A 15,831-nucleotide genomic window follows, 5' to 3' on the forward strand; every position below is an offset into this window, starting at 1 on the left:
GAGCCATCTTCTACTTTTGCTACACTGTCTCGAATTAAGTCTTTAATTTCTTTTGCCGCTTCTGCTGAGCGTTGAGCTAAGTTACGTACCTCGCCTGCAACAACAGCAAACCCTCGACCTTGCTCGCCTGCTCTTGCCGCTTCCACCGCAGCATTTAACGCCAGTAAGTTGGTTTGGAAAGCTATTTCATCTATCACACCAATAATATCGGCTATTTTCTTACTCGAATCATTAATCTCTGACATACCTGTCACTGCGCGCTCGACAACCTCACCACCTTGAACCGCTTTCGTTTGGGCATCGCTCGCTAACTGATTAGCAATTTGAGCATTATCAGCGTTTTGTTTAACTGTACTGGTCATTTCTTCCATCGACGAAGCCGTTTCTTCTAATGACGACGCTTGCTCTTCTGTGCGCTGGCTTAAATCCGCATTACCTTGGGCAATTTCATCAGCACCCGAAGCAACCATATTTGCAGATTGGTTTACTCGCGCAATAATTTCCGTCAGCTTAGTTACCGTCGCATTGGCATCTTCTTTAAGCTTACCAAATGCGCCTTGGTAATCACCTTCTATTCGCTTCGTTAAATTACCGTGCGCCATCGCATCTAGCATTTCAACGGTATCATTCATGACAACTTCACTAACATCAACAAGACGGTTTAACCCTTCACCTAAGTTTTTAAAGAAGCCATCTTTGTCCTCGAGTGTCATTCTCACGCTTAAATCACCAGATGCCGCGCTTTCTACTAACTTGTCAATTTCCCGTTCAACCAATACCTCTTCAGTTCTATCGGCCCATTCAACAACTGTACCTAGTCTTTCACCCTCAATACTCATCCAAGGTGTAGCAGTCAAAGAAAATGTTAATCCAGCTAAATCAATTTCGGTCTTATAAGGTTCACTTAAATTAGCTAACAAATTTCGCTGATAGGCTGGGTTCTGGTGTAAAATATCGATGCATTTACCAATCAGGTTTTCTGTATCGAACTGCGATAATACTGTTTTTAACTTAGATTCACGTTTTTTCAACATTTTCATGTTTTCGTCATTAACGAAAACTATGTTGCAGTCATTGTCCGCTATCATGACATTCGCTTGGCAAAGCTTCAAAGCACTCGCAAGGTTGGCTGCTTCTCTTGCTTTTATAGCGGCATTTTTTTCAGCTGTTATATCAGTAGCGTACTTAACCACTTTGAAAGGCTTACCATTAGCGTCAAAAATAGGGTTATATGAAGCGCTTATCCAAACGTCATCACCAACTTTATTCAAACGCTTATATTCACCTGAGAAAAACTCACCGTTTCGCAGCTGATTCCAAAAATCTTTATATTCAAGACTCTTAGCATAATCAGATTCTACAAATATTGCATGATGCCTGCCTTTTATCTCGTCGAGCTTATAACCTATGGTTGTCAGGAAATTATCGTTAGCGTGTATGATTGTACCGTCAAGGTTAAATTCGATAACCGCTTGAGAACGACTAATAGCGTTAATCTGACCTTCATAATTTAACCTTTCTGCCTTTTGTGCAGAAATATCGACAGCAAACTTAACCACTTTAAATGGCTTGCCATCAGCATCTAAAATAGGGTTGTATGATGCTTGAATCCAGATTTCATCGCCATTTTTATCTAAACGTTTAAATTCGTCAGAGAAGAACTCACCTTTAGCGAGGCGTTGCCAAAACTTCTTATATTCGGTACTTCGACCATAATCTTGCTCAACAAATATAGAATGATGATAGCCTTTAATTTCGCTTAATGTGTAACCCATTGCGGTGAGAAAATTATCATTTGCAGTTAAAATCGTACCATCGAGGTCAAATTCAATAACAGCTTGAGAACGACTAATAGCTTCAATTTGGCCTTCAAAGTTGGCACTTTGAATTTTATCTGCAGTGATATCTGTTGCGTATTTTACTATTTTGAAGGGGTTACCCTCAGAATCCAAAATTGGGTTGTAAGAAGCTTGAATCCAAATTTCCTGAGCATTTTTTCCATATCGCTTAAACTCTCCGGAAAAGTACTTACCGCTACCAAGTTTTTGCCAAAAATGTTGATACTCTTCACTGCTGGCATACTCAGCATCGACAAACATAGAGTGGTGCTTTCCCTTGACTTCTTCTAGACTGAAACCTACAGTCCCTAGAAAGTTGTTATTTGCAGTTAAAATCGTGCCATCTAAATTAAACTCTATTACTGCCTGGGAACGACCTATTGCTTCTATTTGCCCGGAGAAGTCGGCGGCTTTGAATTTTTGTTCTGTTATGTCTACTGCGTATTTAACAACTTTATAAGCGTTACCGTTATAATCGAATATAGGATTGTAAGAAGCTTGGATCCATATTTCTTTGCCGCCTTTAGCAATGCGTTTGTATTCGGCTTGTTGATATTGCCCAGCGGCTAAACTTTGCCAAAACATTCTATATTCATTACTCTGCGCGTATTCTGGTTGAACAAATAAACTGTGATGTTTACCTTGTATTTCAGGCAATGAATAACCCACCGCGCTTAAAAAGTTATCATTCGCCGTAATAATTGTACCGTCCAAATTAAATTCTATTACCGCTTGAGACTTACTGATAGCATCCAACTGCCCTTGGTAATCAACAGTTTTTCGTTTTAAGGCAGTGATGTCTGTGGCGAATTTAATAACTTTTAATAGATGTCCCTCATCGTCATAAACAGGGTTGTAGGATGCTTGTATCCATACCTCTTTGCCATGTTTACCGTAGCGCTTAAATTCTTCAGATTGGAATTTACCAGCAGCTAATGATTGCCAAAATTGAGTATATTCAGCACTGGTAGCATAACTAGGGTCGACAAACATTTTGTGATGCCTGCCCTGTACTTCTGCAAGTTGATAACCCATTGTCGCAAGGAAGTTTTGGTTAGCAGTGATTATTGTTCCGTCTGGCTCAAACTCTATAATCGCTTGTGACTTGTGTAACGCAGCGATCACAAAGTCGTTGACTGAGTTGACCGGCTCCTGTTCCTTTGTGAACCATCCCATACGGTTACCACCTCTTGACTTAATTTGTTCAGATCAGTTGTTTGCTGTAGTTAGTAATCGGCCAGCAAAATTAAATATTTAGTACATCGTTTAAATTCAACAGAATTAGCATTTTGTCTTGAGCCTGACCTAAGCCATTGATAAATCGACTATTTTTATTATCACCTAATTCTGGCGATTGATTTATTTGGCTATCAAGAATAGTGTGAACATCTGAAACGGCATCGACCACTATTCCCATAATTTTGTCTTTACCTGCCTGTTCGAGCTTTAACACGATTACAACGGTGATCGGGCTATACTCTATCGCTGGTAATCCAAAACGAATACGTAAATCAATAACAGGCACTATGGTACCGCGTAAATTCAATACACCCTTGACATAATCAGGTGCATTAGGAATGGCAGTACTTTGTTCCCAACCTCTAATTTCTTGTACTTTTAAAATATCGACGCCGTATTCTTCATCAGCCATCAAAAAAGTTAAAAATTGGCTACTATCTTCTAAGCTTTCATCTTCTTCGTCAGTTGCTGCTAGTCGCGCATTTAATTCTTGTATATTCATATTTAAGCGACCTCTTCTTTATTGAGGTGAGAGATCGAGCGCAGCGCTTTATTTATGCCAGCTAATTTAACTAAGCCCGCTACATCTATGATTAACGAAACGGTGCCATCACCTAAAATAGTGGCGCCAGAAATACCTTCAACGCGCATATAATTCGCTTCTAAACTCTTAATTACAACTTGCTGCTGAGCGAGTAACTCATCAACTAAAATACCGACTTTGCCATTGTCATTCTCAACAACAACTAGCAAACCATCTTCAAGCTTATTGCTATCGGCTGTGTGATTAAAAGACTCGTACAAACGAACAATCGGCACATATTCATCTCTCAATCTGAGGACTTCATATTCACCGCCAACGTTATTAACTTTGGATACATCAACTTGCAGTGATTCGATAATATTAACAAGCGGTATGATATAGATATGTTCACCCACTCTAACTAATTGCCCATCTAAAATAGCAAGCGTAAGTGGTAAACGAATGGTAAATGTAGAGCCTTGACCAGGGCGAGACTCCAACTCGATGGAGCCATTTAGTGCCAGTATGTTTCTGCGAACAACATCCATGCCTACACCGCGACCCGATAAATCACTAACCTGATCCGCCGTTGAAAAACCAGGCTCAAAAATCAACTCATTGATATCTTGTTCAGAAAGCTCATCGGTATCTTTGATAAGGCCGTTTTCAATGGCTTTACTGCGAATTTTCTCTGTATTAAGCCCTTTGCCATCATCGGCGATTTCCACTACAACATTACCGCCTTGATGGTAAGCATTTAATGTCAATAAACCGACTTCAGATTTACCACTAGCAACTCGTTCTTCTGGCGACTCCAAGCCGTGATCCATAGAGTTTCTGACCAAATGAACCATAGGGTCAGATATCTTTTCCATGACGGTTTTATCTAATTCAGTTTGCTCACCAAGTAACTTAAGCTCGATATTTTTACCCAACTTCTTACTGGTATCTCGAACGAGGCGAGGAAAACGACTAAATACAAAGCTAATAGGCAGCATGCGGATGCGCATGACACTTTCTTGTAGGTCTCTAGTATTGTGAGCTAGTTGTGCCATCCCCTCCTGAATTCTCGCTAGTTTACTGGAATCAAGTTCACCATCGGTTAATTGCGTTAGCATAGCCTGAGTAATAACCAGCTCACCCACCATGTTAATTAGTGAGTCAACCTTATCAATACTGACGCGAATAGAACTTGCTTCGGTATTTTTAGGTTCAGCTTTGGTAGGCGCTTTATTTGTTTCGGTGGGTTTTACAACTTCCGTAGGCGGGTCAGTAATCGATTCAGCCGTTTCTAGTTGAGTCGAAGCATTGTCATCTTCAGCTAGAGCATATTCTTGTTCAGAATCTTCAACCTCTGCTTTGATTGCGTCAATGACAATATCAGACTCATCAATAACCCAATCAAAAACTTCATCAACTGCGGCTTGTTCACAGTCTGATTTAAGCGCAATTTGCCATTGGAAATAACAGATTTCAGGGTCAATGTCGCCAAGTACAGGAACTTGTTCGACATCGAGCTGCACGTCAACTTCACCTAAATCAGCCAATTCCAATAGCATATAAATTGGCTCATTACCCGTTTTTAGAATGTCTAAACCCGGTTTAAAGCTGATATTCCAGCCTTGCTGTTTTTTATTGGCCTTCGGCGTTGACGGTTCAGCTAATTCAGCGCCTTTTGGCTCAGTTGGAGCGTCTTCTCCGGATAAAATAGCTTCAAACTGTTTCTTAAGTTCCGAAGATACTTGGGTATCAGGTTCTTCGCTAGCTCGTAAGCTATCGAGCATTCCTCTTAGGCAATCAACAGATTGTAAAAATAAGTCAATTTGATGCTGAGTTAACTGTCTTTGACCATCTCGAATTTGGTCAAGTAAAGTTTCGACGACATGGGTAAAATCTGAAACGGAGGAGAAACCGAAAGTGCCGCTTCCACCTTTAATGGAGTGCGCAGAGCGAAAAATGGTGTTGATCGTTTCATCATCAGGAGTACCCGGTTGTAAGTTGAGCAACTCAGCTTCCATGACATCCAGCCCTTCAAAGCTTTCTTCAAAGAAAACCTCGTAAAACTGACTTAAATCCACACTCATAAATTATCTCAGTACTTTATTGATAGTCGCTAATAACTGATCTGGGTTAAATGGTTTTACAATCCAACCTGTTGCACCAGCAGCTTTACCCGCCGACTTTTTCTCTAAGCCAGACTCTGTGGTCAACATCAACATAGGTGTAAATTTGTACTGAGCTAGCTGACGCAATTCAGAAATAAGGGTGATACCGTCCATATTAGGCATATTCACATCAGAAATGATGAGGTCAAACTCACTCGTTTTAGCTACGTTCAAAGCATCCACACCATCTTTGGCATCAGTCACGTCGAAACCAGCTTTTTTAAGAGTGAACGAAACCATTTGGCGCATTGAAGCAGAATCATCAACGGCAAGAATTTTTTTCATGGGTATTTCCTGTGTACGTATTTAATTATTTAAGATTAAAATAAGATTCTAAGGCCAATGCCTTAACAGCATTATTAAAAGCAGTTGATGTTTTTGAAAAACTTAAAGATAAGTTTTGCTTTTCAAGTGTTTTTTGCATAGAGACAAGTAATTGCATGACTGCTGTATCCACTTTTTCTGTGTTACTGGCGTCTACTTCAACTGGGCATCCAAGCACAAAAAGCTCACGCATGTTTTTGAGAAGTTCTTCAGCTTGTGCGATTGTGGCGCTGGCAGGTAGTTCAAGATTTACTTTTTCAGCCATTCCTTTCTCTGATCTTATTATTTCAAATATATTTATATGTAATTGATACTAGATGTAATTTACGATTTAGCACAATATTTTTTTGTTAATGAAATGAAACCTAACTATAAATAAAAAAACTGATAGAAATGGCTTCAAATTGTTAACGACAGTGCCTTAATTACCTCTGGTAACTGCTCAAAATTAATGCTCGGTGGAGACATATTAAAGTCGGGTTTGACCATCGCCGTAATTTGCCCTTTTGGATTAATAATCACTAAAGACGCAGAATGATTTACCAAATAATCTTGCCCTTCTTTCCCTTCAACCATTGAGTAAACTAAGCCCAACTGTCGAGTAAAAGGCAGCAGAGTTTTATGTTCTGCTGTCACCCCAACAAAGTTAGGATTAAAAAATTGAGCGTAATCGTCCAACTTACTAACACTGTCTCGCTGTGGATCAGCCGATACTAAAACAACTTGATATGGCAAATTAAGTTGGCTTAGAGCAGGTTCTATTCTGGCAAGGTTGAGCATAGTAGCAGGGCAAATATCTGGGCAATAGGTATAGCCAAGAAACAAGATGTTCCATTTACCAAGTAAAGCTTGTTCGGTAAATGGTCCGTTTATGTGCTCAAGTTCAAATGAAGTTAAAGCTCTTGCTGGCTGATAAACCCGAACGTTTTCAAATTTTTCGCCTACATCATTTTTTGATTTTTGATCAGTACATCCAAGGAGTATACAAATACAAAACAGAGCAAAGTAGGTACGCAAATTTGTCATTAAAACCACTTAAAAAATAAAATGATCAACCATTAAAGCAATAAACAACAGCATAAGATGAATAATAGAAAATTTAAATAGTTTGAAGGCATCTTTATGATCTACTTGCCTTTTTAAACGCAATGCCAGCTGTAAAAAGCGGCCATTGAGCAAAATACAGGCAATTAAATAACAGTATTCCACCATACCAACTAACCAAGGCAACAAGCACACTAAAAATAAAATAGCCGAATAAAGCACAACCATGGTTTTGGTGAACTCAATTCCATGAGTCACCGGCAACATTGGTATCTTTGCTTTGCTGTAGTCTTTCTCTCTGTGAATAGCTAATGCCCAAAAGTGCGGAGGAGTCCAAGTGAAAATAATCATCACAAGCAATAAAGCATTGGGGTCAAGTTGATTGGTTACGGCTGTCCAACCTAATAGTGGCGGCATAGCTCCCGCTAAACCACCTATAACGATATTTTGTGGGGTTGCCCGCTTTAAATACAGAGTGTAAATAAAGGCATATCCAACTAAAGATGCAAAAGTTAACCAAGCCGTTAACCAATTAACGGCTAACACCAATATAGTAAAACCGAAACATGCCAACAGTATTGCAAAGCACAAGGCATGGGTACTGGTCACTCTGCCTCTAGCTATAGGCCTTTGGTAAGTTCGCGCCATTAAACTATCAACCTTTTGATCAACTACGTGGTTAATGACAGCTGCAGCGCCAGATAAGCTACCAATTCCCAAAATACTTGCAGTGATCAGTGAAAAAGAGGGTAACTCAGCTGACGCTAAGACCATACCGACTAAAGCCGTTAATAATATCAACAGTACAACTTTAGGTTTAGTTAACTCTAAGTAGTCTTTGTAGTGAAAACGACGACTAGCCCCCATGATCATACTCTTAGCCATAACCATGTTCTCCTGTCCGATATTTAATACTGTAGATAACAAAAACGAAGCTCACTAGCAGCAACAAGGCAACAAAATTGTGTGCAACCGCAACACTCAAAGGCAATAAGAAAACGATGTTACTAACACCTAGTGCGATTTGAGTGATCAGCAAAAGAGAAATTAACCAAGCAACTCGATGAGATACTTTGCAATTAGCGGCATGAAATAGATAAGCTAAAAAGATTAAAACAATTGCGGTAACAACCATAGCTCCAATTCTATGGCTTGAGTGGATGGTTACTCTTGCAGCAAAATCCAGCACACCAAACTCATAATTATCAGCAACTGGGCTGATGGGTGAAAAAGCCTGCTGATATTGATAAAGCTCCAGCCAGCCATCTTCACAAATAGGCAACTCGGTACAAACTAAGGCAGCGTAGTTAGCGGATGTCCAACCACCCAAAGCAATTTGTAAAAAGACAAATACCAAGCATAAACAACTTAATACAAATATCCGATTTTGCCGATAAAGATGTATGCGTATTTGATAGTGGCCAAGGCGAAAAGCCATCAAGCACAACAATGAAAAAATAGTAAAACCACCTAGCAAATGCCCCATTACAATAATGGGCATCAGGTTCATTGTTACCGTCCACATCCCTAGAGCGCCTTGGAAACAAACCAAGATAAGTAACAAACTTGAATGAAAGTAAAACCTTTGTTGCTTTAATTTAAAAGTGAAGTAGGTCAGTAATAAGATGCTAAAACCAAGTGAAGAAGCGAGATAACGATGAATCATTTCATTCCAAGCTTTATCAGGTTCCAATGGTCTTTCAGGATAAGCTTGCTCTGCGATAGCAATATCTGAACCTTGGGGAACTGAGAAAAAACCATAACAGCCTGGCCAATCTGGACAACCTAGTCCAGCATCTGTAAGGCGCGTGTAAGCGCCTAAGACAATCACGAAGCAAGCTAAAAATAACGATAAGTACACTAAAAAACGCATCATGAGCCTAACCTATCTTAGATAGTTTCAGCATTTTTTTAAGATCTTTTAACAGATCTCTAGCGACCAAAATACTTTGTTTAGCATCGTGCGAGATAGGGTATTTAAGCATTACATTGTTTAGTGGATCGGCGATAAATATTGCGCTTTCATTTTGATAAGAGAAGTTTGTCAGTGCCTTATCACTTAGATAATTGATTTGCCCATTGCTGTCAGTTTGCTTAACGGATGCAGATGATACCAATACCGCTTCGACTCTATCTAACTCTCGACCAAGTGCTAAACGTACATTATTCATACCTGACAACGCATTTTGACAAGACTGATCACAAGTATCAGAGTGATGACCATACAACAATAACCATTTACCTTTTAGGTGTTCAGGTCTGTCCATTTCAATTTGTATGACAGGAGATAAGAGTTCACCTTTAGCCATTACCCCTCTTTCAAACCAACCTTGTTTAAGTGCAATAGCTGCTAATAATACGGGCGCTACAAAGGCGACAATAAACAGTGCTAACTGGCTGTATTTGGTTTTTGGTAGCATATTCTGCATCCTTTTATTAGCATCAAGACTAAAAACACTGCAGCTAATGCATACCACTGTACGGCATAGGCTAAATGTTTTTCTGGTGGCATAACCATGGTTTTCCAGTGCACTTGAAAACCTACTGGTTGTTGGTAATCGAGCAATAATTTAAATCTAGCTAAAGGCATATCGAGCGACTGACTTAACATATTAGGTACCAGTTGCATGATTCGTTTTGGGTATTGATCACCCAGTACTAAATCCGACATGAAAGGGTTGGTATCGACCTCTCTAATCACAGCAATAAAAGTCACCGTTGAAGTGGGTAATACTATTGGTGAAATCAATTGACGTCCTTGACTCGCTGGTACCCAGCCTAAATTTACCGCCATGGGTACAGGATAGTTTTGATCTTTTATCAATGCCACAACGTCAAACCCGAGTTTTCCCTCTAACATTCTGTTTTCTATCAACCAAACCTTGTCCTTTAAAAAGCGACCAGATATGTGCACTCGGGTGTCATTTTTTAATAATTCAGGTTGGGATACAGCTTGGTTAAGTGCGACTGGAAAAGTACTTTTTAATGCCGCCATTTTTGCCAAGCGAACAGATTTCACATCCGCTCTATTAAGCTGCCAGTTACCCAATAAAACTAAAACACTGCAAACGACCACAGTTAAAATAGCGGGGAAAAACTGTATTTTTAGAACAATGCGTCCTAGATTAATTAACAAACAATAACTCCAAGGTTTATCAAATGGCGCTAATCATCAAAATAGCTATCGTCTTATTATTCTGCTTTGTTGTATTCAACTTAGCCCGTGCACTTTTCAGTATGCTGAAATCACCAGCACACGAAGGCGTTAGTTCATTTATAGGCAAACGTCTCTGGTTTGCCTGCGCGTTACTTTTAGTCTTTGTTTTAGCAGCGTCTTTTGGTTACATCACACCCAATCCAACACCCTATTAAACGGGCTAAATGATATAAACGAAGATGAAGAGACCCAGCCAAACAACGTCAACAAAGTGCCAATACCAACTCGCCGCCATAAAAGCAAAATGGTTGTCATTAGAAAAATGACCACACCACACTCGAGCGAGAATAACAATTAAGAACAAGGTTCCCACCGTAACGTGCATGCCGTGAAAACCCGTTAGTAAAAAGAAAGTATTGCCGTAAATGCCTGCATCTAAGGTCAGGTTTAAATCGCGATATGCGTGCACATATTCAAGTACCTGTAAATAGAGAAAGATAGAGCCCAGTAAGACAGTTAACGTCAAAAAGAGCTTCATTTGTTTGCGGTTGTTTTTCTCAAGCCCTACGTGTGCCATGTGCATAGTAATAGAAGATGTTAAAAGAATAAGCGTGTTGATAAGTGGCAACCCAGTCCATCCCATAGCTTGAGTTTCAGTGCCATCAGGTGTCTTTTCGAGGGGCCACATGGCTGTAAAGTCAGGCCAAAGTACTAAGTGAGTCATTTCGTTATTCGGCTCACCTCCCAACCAAGGTACAGATAACACTCTGGCGTAAAATAAAGCACCAAAAAAAGCCATAAAAAACATAACTTCAGACAAGATAAACCAGCTCATACCTTGCTTGTAAGAAACACCAAGTTGTTCACTATGCATGCCTTGCATTGATTCGTGAATTTGATCTTTAAACCAACCTATCATCATTAATACAACGATCACTATGCCAGCAATTAATACCGTTTTTCCCCAACCTGGATCGCCTGTTTGATGTATTTTGGCAATGGTTGTCCCAGCACCAAGTGCAATTAGAAACAAAGCAAAAGCACCAACAATTGGCCAAGGGCTTTGTTCAGGTACGTAGTAAGATTGAGAGTCATGTTGCTGTGACATTAGCTCGCTCCTTTATCAAGTTCAGACTTGCTGTATGAGGCTTGAACGGACTGAGCTTGATATAAAGTGTATGACAAAGTAAGTAGTGAGATATCTTCTGGTAAATCTTCATCGATAAAAAAGCGCATCGGATAAACCACGGTTTCATTAGCTTGCAGTATTTGCTGTGAAAAACAAAAACACTCGGTTTTATTTAGATAAAGTGAAGCAGTACCTGGCGAAACAGACGGAACAGCTTGGGCAAGTTGCAGGCTAGACGTTTTATTTTTAACTTCAAAACTCACCTCAGAAAGCTCACCTATTTTTACTTCGATAAACTTTTGGTTGGATTTAAAATCAAATTCATTTTTAGCGTCAGTTTTAACTAAGAATTGAATTTTTACCCGTCTATCTGATACCACTTTATCTGCGTCTGAATCTTCAGCCTTAACAATAATACGACCATTAATACCCGTAATTTCGCAAAATGTGTCGTACAGTGGCACTAGTGCAAAGCCAAATAAAAACATGCCAAACACGACCAAAACTAACTTTCGAAGTAAAACTAAATTGGCACGTGTCATCTTGCTAACCCCTACTTAATTTTTGGTGGAGTGCTGAAAGTATGGTAAGGCGCAGGCGATGCGACTTCCCACTCCAAGCCTTCAGCCCCATCCCAAACTTTTGCATCAACGGGTTTACCTTGTTTACGACATGCTTTAATTAGCAGCGCAAGAAAAATCAACTGAGATAATCCAAATGCAAAGCCACCAATACTGATCCACTGATTAAAGTCAGCAAATTGCAATGAGTAATCAGGAATACGCCTTGGCATACCCGCTAAACCAACAAAATGCATTGGGAAAAACAATAAATTGACCGAGATTAGCGAACACCAAAAATGTGCTTTCGCTAACGTTACGTCATACATTACCCCTGTCCACTTTGGTAACCAGTAATAGGCAGCAGCAATGATTGAGAAAACAGCACCCGTTACTAATACATAATGGAAGTGAGCAACAACAAAATAGGTATCGTGATACTGAAAATCGACAGGCGTTATTGCCAACATCAATCCAGAAAAACCACCAATTGTGAACAGAACAATAAAGGCCAGCGCAAACAACATAGGCACTTCAAAACTAATCGAACCTCGCCATAACGTGGCAACCCAGTTAAAGACTTTAACTCCCGTTGGCACAGAAATGAGCATGGTGCAGTACATAAAAAACAACTCACCAAAAAGAGGCATACCCGTTGTAAACATATGATGCGCCCAAACAACAAACGACAGTAAGGCAATAGAAGCAGTTGCATAAACCATTGAGGCATAGCCAAATAAAGGTTTGCGAGCAAACGTCGGCACAATAGCAGATATCACCCCAAAAGCAGGTAAGATCATGATGTACACTTCAGGATGGCCAAAAAACCAAAAGATGTGCTGGAACATCACAGGGTCGCCGCCACCCGCTGCATCAAAGAAACTGGTTCCAAAAAACTTATCCGTTAGTACCATGGTGACAGCCCCTGCTAAAACAGGCATGACAGCAATTAATAAAAAAGCAGTAATGAACCAAGTCCAGACAAAAAGAGGCATCTTCATCCAAGTCATGCCAGGTGCACGCATGTTCCAGATTGTCACAATGACATTGATGGCACCCATAATGGATGAAATACCCATAATGTGGACTGAAAATACAAATAAAGCCGTTGTATCGGAGCTGTAGGTTGTTGAAAGCGGTGCGTAGAAAGTCCAACCAAAAGCAGGACCACCGCCCTCCATGAATAACGTCATAATCAGGATGAGAAACGCAAAAGGAAGGATCCAAAAACTAAAGTTATTCATTCTTGGTAAAGCCATATCTGGCGCACCAATCATCATAGGTATCATCCAGTTAGCTAACCCGGTAAATGCAGGCATCACTGCACCAAACACCATAATCAAACCGTGCACGGTTGTCATTTGGTTAAAGAAATGTGGATCAACGATTTGCAAGCCTGGTTGAAATAGCTCAGCGCGAATAACCATTGCCATCGCGCCACCAATTAAAAACATAATAAAGGCAAACCACAGATACAAACTGCCAATATCTTTATGGTTGGTAGTATAAAGCCAACGTTTTAATCCTTTTGCAGGACCGTGGTGTGTGTCTGCTGTAGCTGCTACATTCGGGTTTTCAGTTAGTGTTGTCATCTAAAACTCCTTAGCTACAAAGAACGTTTAACGAATTCGTGAACATCTTTGACTTGAACGAGGTCGCCAGTGTTATTTCCCCATGCATTTCGCTCGTAAGTCACCACAGCAGCCACTTCTTTTTTCGATAATTGCTTACCAAAAGCAGGCATCGCGGTGCCTGTTTGGCCATTGATTACAATATTGATATGAGCATCGACATCACCCAGCGCAATTGGACTTCCGACTAGGCCAGGAAAGACCCCAGGCAGCCCCATACCATTGGGCTGATGACATGACGCACAGCTCGCTAAATACACCCGCTCGCCTTCACTCATTAGCTCTTCCATCGTCATATTCATTGCTAAGAGTCTTTGTTCTTCTTCTTGGGCTTTACGCTTTTCTTCAACTTTATCGGCCAGCCAAGTATCAAATTCTTCAGGCTCTTTTGCGATAACAACAACAGGCATAAAACCATGATCTTTACCGCATAGTTCCGCACATTGACCACGGTAGATACCTGCTTTATCAACCTTAGTCCACGCCTCATTTATAAAACCGGGGTTTGCATCTTTTTTCACCGCAAAATCAGGTACCCACCATGAATGAATCACATCATCTGAAGTCATTAAAAATCGAACTTTTTTGTCGGTAGGAATGACCAAAGGCTTATCTACTTCTAATAAGTAGTTTTCACCTTTGTCCCAGCGTCCATTTATTTGTTCTCTTGGCGTAGCTAAAACGCTGTAAAAATCGATATCGTGTTCAAAATATTGGTAATGCCATTTCCATTGAGAGCCGGTCACAACAATAGTCAGATCGGCATCTGATGGGTCTTCCATCGCAATCAAGGTTCGTGTGGCCGGTATAGCCATACCGATGAGAATTAAGAAAGGTACAATCGTCCAAGCAATTTCAACTTTAACGCTTTCATGGAAGTTAGCCGCTTTTGCACCTTTAGATTTTCGGTGGTGAATAAGTGCCCAAAACATGACACCAAAAACTAAAACACCAATAACGGCACAAATAATTAAGATAGTCATGTGAAGTTGATACACTTCAGCACTAATTTGAGTTACGCCTTTGGTCATGTTTAACGGCATTTCTACCGCTTTATCTGCTGCATTTGATACAAAGCTAATGGCGATAGCAACACAAGCAAATAGCTTAATAAGTTTCACTCGACATCTCCTCTGTCAGCAAAATCTCAATAGCAAATTCAGTTAACAGGTCAGTTAACGCAAGTCACCAGGGTTGAGCATTTTTTATACTTGGTATCTTTTCACCTTAGACACTGATTTAAATATCGTCCATTTTTTGTGCAACATTCTGAAATATATACCGCACTTAAAAGTGTGCAAAAGGCAATAAAGGCCACGGATAACGTGTTAAATAAGAAGAAATGTATCGAAAAGATTTTTTGGAAATTTTTTAACTGCAAAAAAATTTCAGTAAATTTGGTGGGTTAATGACAAAAAGTCAGTTGAGGGAATTGTGAATTAATAAGATAAAGGTTTACTGGTAAAAACCAGCAAACCTATTACATTTGAAATATTGATTTACATCCAGTCAGCGTTTCGAATTACACCAACGGCTAGGCCTTCAATTGCAAAAGGTTCATTATTTAAATCAACTTTAATTGCAGAGAAGTCTTTATTCTCAGCATGTAGTAAAACTTGATGACCGTTTTTCTCAAAACGCTTCACCGTCACATCGTCTTCAACTCGAGCAACAACCACCTGACCATTAGTCGCAACATTCGTTTTATGCACGGCAAGTAAATCTCCGTCCATAATGCCTATATCTTTCATACTTTCACCATCTACCCTTAACAGGTAGTCAGCACTAGGTTTGAACATACTAGGGTCGACTTTGTAGTTAGTCTCTACGTGCTCTTGTGCCAAAATTGGACTACCGGCAGCCACTTTACCAATTAACGGTAAGCCTGGCTCAGCTTCGTCATTAGCCGATAGTGATGGAACGCGAATACCTCGGCTCGTTCCAGGCATGATTTCGATCGCCCCTTTTCTTGCTAAGGCTTTTAAGTGTTCTTCAGCCGCATTTGGCGATTTAAAACCAAGCGTCTTTGCAATTTCAGCTCTTGTTGGCGGCATCCCCGTTTCTTGGATGTTATCTTTAATAAGTTGCAAAATTTCGGCTTGTCTAGGCGTTAATGGTTTCATCATGTCACTCAAATTGGGCTAACTAATAACTGTCAGTATATACAGCCTGTATAAAATCGCAAACATTAGCTAATTTTTGTATATAAACACTAACTACT

16 protein-coding genes are annotated in these 15,831 nt (G+C 40.0%); 1 reads left to right on the plus strand and 15 read right to left on the minus strand.

Annotated features, from left to right (window positions below; all coding sequences use genetic code 11):
- From HR060_RS19620 to HR060_RS06540, 10 genes are all read right to left on the minus strand, one after another.
- Positions 1-3,014: methyl-accepting chemotaxis protein (locus tag HR060_RS19620; RefSeq protein WP_174199483.1), on the minus strand; the 3,014-nt coding region annotated here is incomplete at its 3' end.
- Between the two features lie 70 nt (positions 3,015-3,084).
- Positions 3,085-3,579 carry a chemotaxis protein CheW gene (locus HR060_RS06500; protein WP_174199484.1) on the minus strand — a complete coding sequence of 165 codons (495 nt, stop codon included), beginning with the start codon at positions 3,577-3,579 and terminating at the stop codon, positions 3,085-3,087.
- A 2-nt stretch (positions 3,580-3,581) separates the two neighbouring features.
- A complete protein-coding gene (locus tag HR060_RS06505) occupies positions 3,582-5,684 on the minus strand; it encodes a chemotaxis protein CheA (protein ID WP_174199485.1) in 2,103 nt (700 codons plus the stop codon).
- Positions 5,685-5,687: 3 nt separating this feature from the next.
- Positions 5,688-6,050 carry a response regulator gene (locus HR060_RS06510; RefSeq protein WP_174199486.1) on the minus strand — a complete coding sequence of 121 codons (363 nt, stop codon included), beginning with the start codon at positions 6,048-6,050 and terminating at the stop codon, positions 5,688-5,690.
- A 25-nt stretch (positions 6,051-6,075) separates the two neighbouring features.
- On the minus strand, positions 6,076-6,354 hold the full coding sequence (locus tag HR060_RS06515) for an STAS domain-containing protein (RefSeq protein WP_174199487.1): 279 nt from the start codon (positions 6,352-6,354) through the stop codon (positions 6,076-6,078).
- A gap of 134 nt (positions 6,355-6,488) precedes the next feature.
- The gene (locus HR060_RS06520; RefSeq protein WP_174199488.1) at positions 6,489-7,115 is read right to left on the minus strand and encodes an SCO family protein; all 627 of its coding nucleotides are present in this window, start codon (positions 7,113-7,115) and stop codon (positions 6,489-6,491) included.
- A 9-nt stretch (positions 7,116-7,124) separates the two neighbouring features.
- The gene (gene cyoE / locus HR060_RS06525) at positions 7,125-8,018 is read right to left on the minus strand and encodes a heme o synthase (RefSeq protein ID WP_174199489.1); all 894 of its coding nucleotides are present in this window, start codon (positions 8,016-8,018) and stop codon (positions 7,125-7,127) included.
- Entirely contained in the window at positions 8,011-9,009 is a 999-nt protein-coding gene (locus HR060_RS06530; RefSeq protein WP_343044184.1) for a COX15/CtaA family protein, read from the minus strand. The genes cyoE and HR060_RS06530 overlap by 8 nt, the downstream gene beginning before the upstream one ends.
- 4 nt (positions 9,010-9,013) lie before the next feature.
- Positions 9,014-9,553 (minus strand): hypothetical protein, encoded by a 540-nt coding sequence (locus HR060_RS06535; RefSeq protein ID WP_174199490.1) that lies wholly within the window; start codon positions 9,551-9,553, stop codon positions 9,014-9,016.
- Positions 9,523-10,269: an SURF1 family protein gene (locus HR060_RS06540; RefSeq protein ID WP_174199491.1), complete on the minus strand. Its 747-nt coding sequence runs from the start codon at positions 10,267-10,269 to the stop codon at positions 9,523-9,525. The genes HR060_RS06535 and HR060_RS06540 overlap by 31 nt, the downstream gene beginning before the upstream one ends.
- Before the next feature lie 23 nt (positions 10,270-10,292).
- On the opposite strand from HR060_RS06540, the gene HR060_RS06545 reads away from it, so the two are divergent.
- Complete coding sequence (locus tag HR060_RS06545) at positions 10,293-10,505, plus strand: DUF2909 domain-containing protein (protein WP_174199492.1); 213 nt, start codon at positions 10,293-10,295, stop codon at positions 10,503-10,505.
- 5 nt (positions 10,506-10,510) lie between these two features.
- On the opposite strand, the gene HR060_RS06550 is transcribed toward HR060_RS06545, so the two are convergent.
- From HR060_RS06550 to lexA, 5 genes are all read right to left on the minus strand, one after another.
- The gene (locus HR060_RS06550) at positions 10,511-11,398 is read right to left on the minus strand and encodes a cytochrome c oxidase subunit 3 (protein ID WP_174199493.1); all 888 of its coding nucleotides are present in this window, start codon (positions 11,396-11,398) and stop codon (positions 10,511-10,513) included.
- Complete coding sequence (locus HR060_RS06555; protein ID WP_174199494.1) at positions 11,398-11,961, minus strand: cytochrome c oxidase assembly protein; 564 nt, start codon at positions 11,959-11,961, stop codon at positions 11,398-11,400. The genes HR060_RS06550 and HR060_RS06555 overlap by 1 nt, the downstream gene beginning before the upstream one ends.
- A gap of 11 nt (positions 11,962-11,972) precedes the next feature.
- On the minus strand, positions 11,973-13,571 hold the full coding sequence (gene ctaD, locus HR060_RS06560) for a cytochrome c oxidase subunit I (RefSeq protein WP_174199495.1): 1,599 nt from the start codon (positions 13,569-13,571) through the stop codon (positions 11,973-11,975).
- Positions 13,572-13,585: 14 nt separating this feature from the next.
- Positions 13,586-14,731 (minus strand): cytochrome c oxidase subunit II, encoded by a 1,146-nt coding sequence (gene coxB / locus HR060_RS06565; RefSeq protein WP_425487455.1) that lies wholly within the window; start codon positions 14,729-14,731, stop codon positions 13,586-13,588.
- Between the two features lie 378 nt (positions 14,732-15,109).
- The gene (gene lexA / locus HR060_RS06570; protein WP_174199590.1) at positions 15,110-15,733 is read right to left on the minus strand and encodes a transcriptional repressor LexA; all 624 of its coding nucleotides are present in this window, start codon (positions 15,731-15,733) and stop codon (positions 15,110-15,112) included.
- Positions 15,734-15,831 lie beyond the last annotated feature (98 nt).

Source organism: Marinifaba aquimaris (assembly GCF_013328345.1).
In the GTDB taxonomy this organism is placed as follows: domain Bacteria; phylum Pseudomonadota; class Gammaproteobacteria; order Enterobacterales; family Alteromonadaceae; genus Marinifaba; species Marinifaba aquimaris.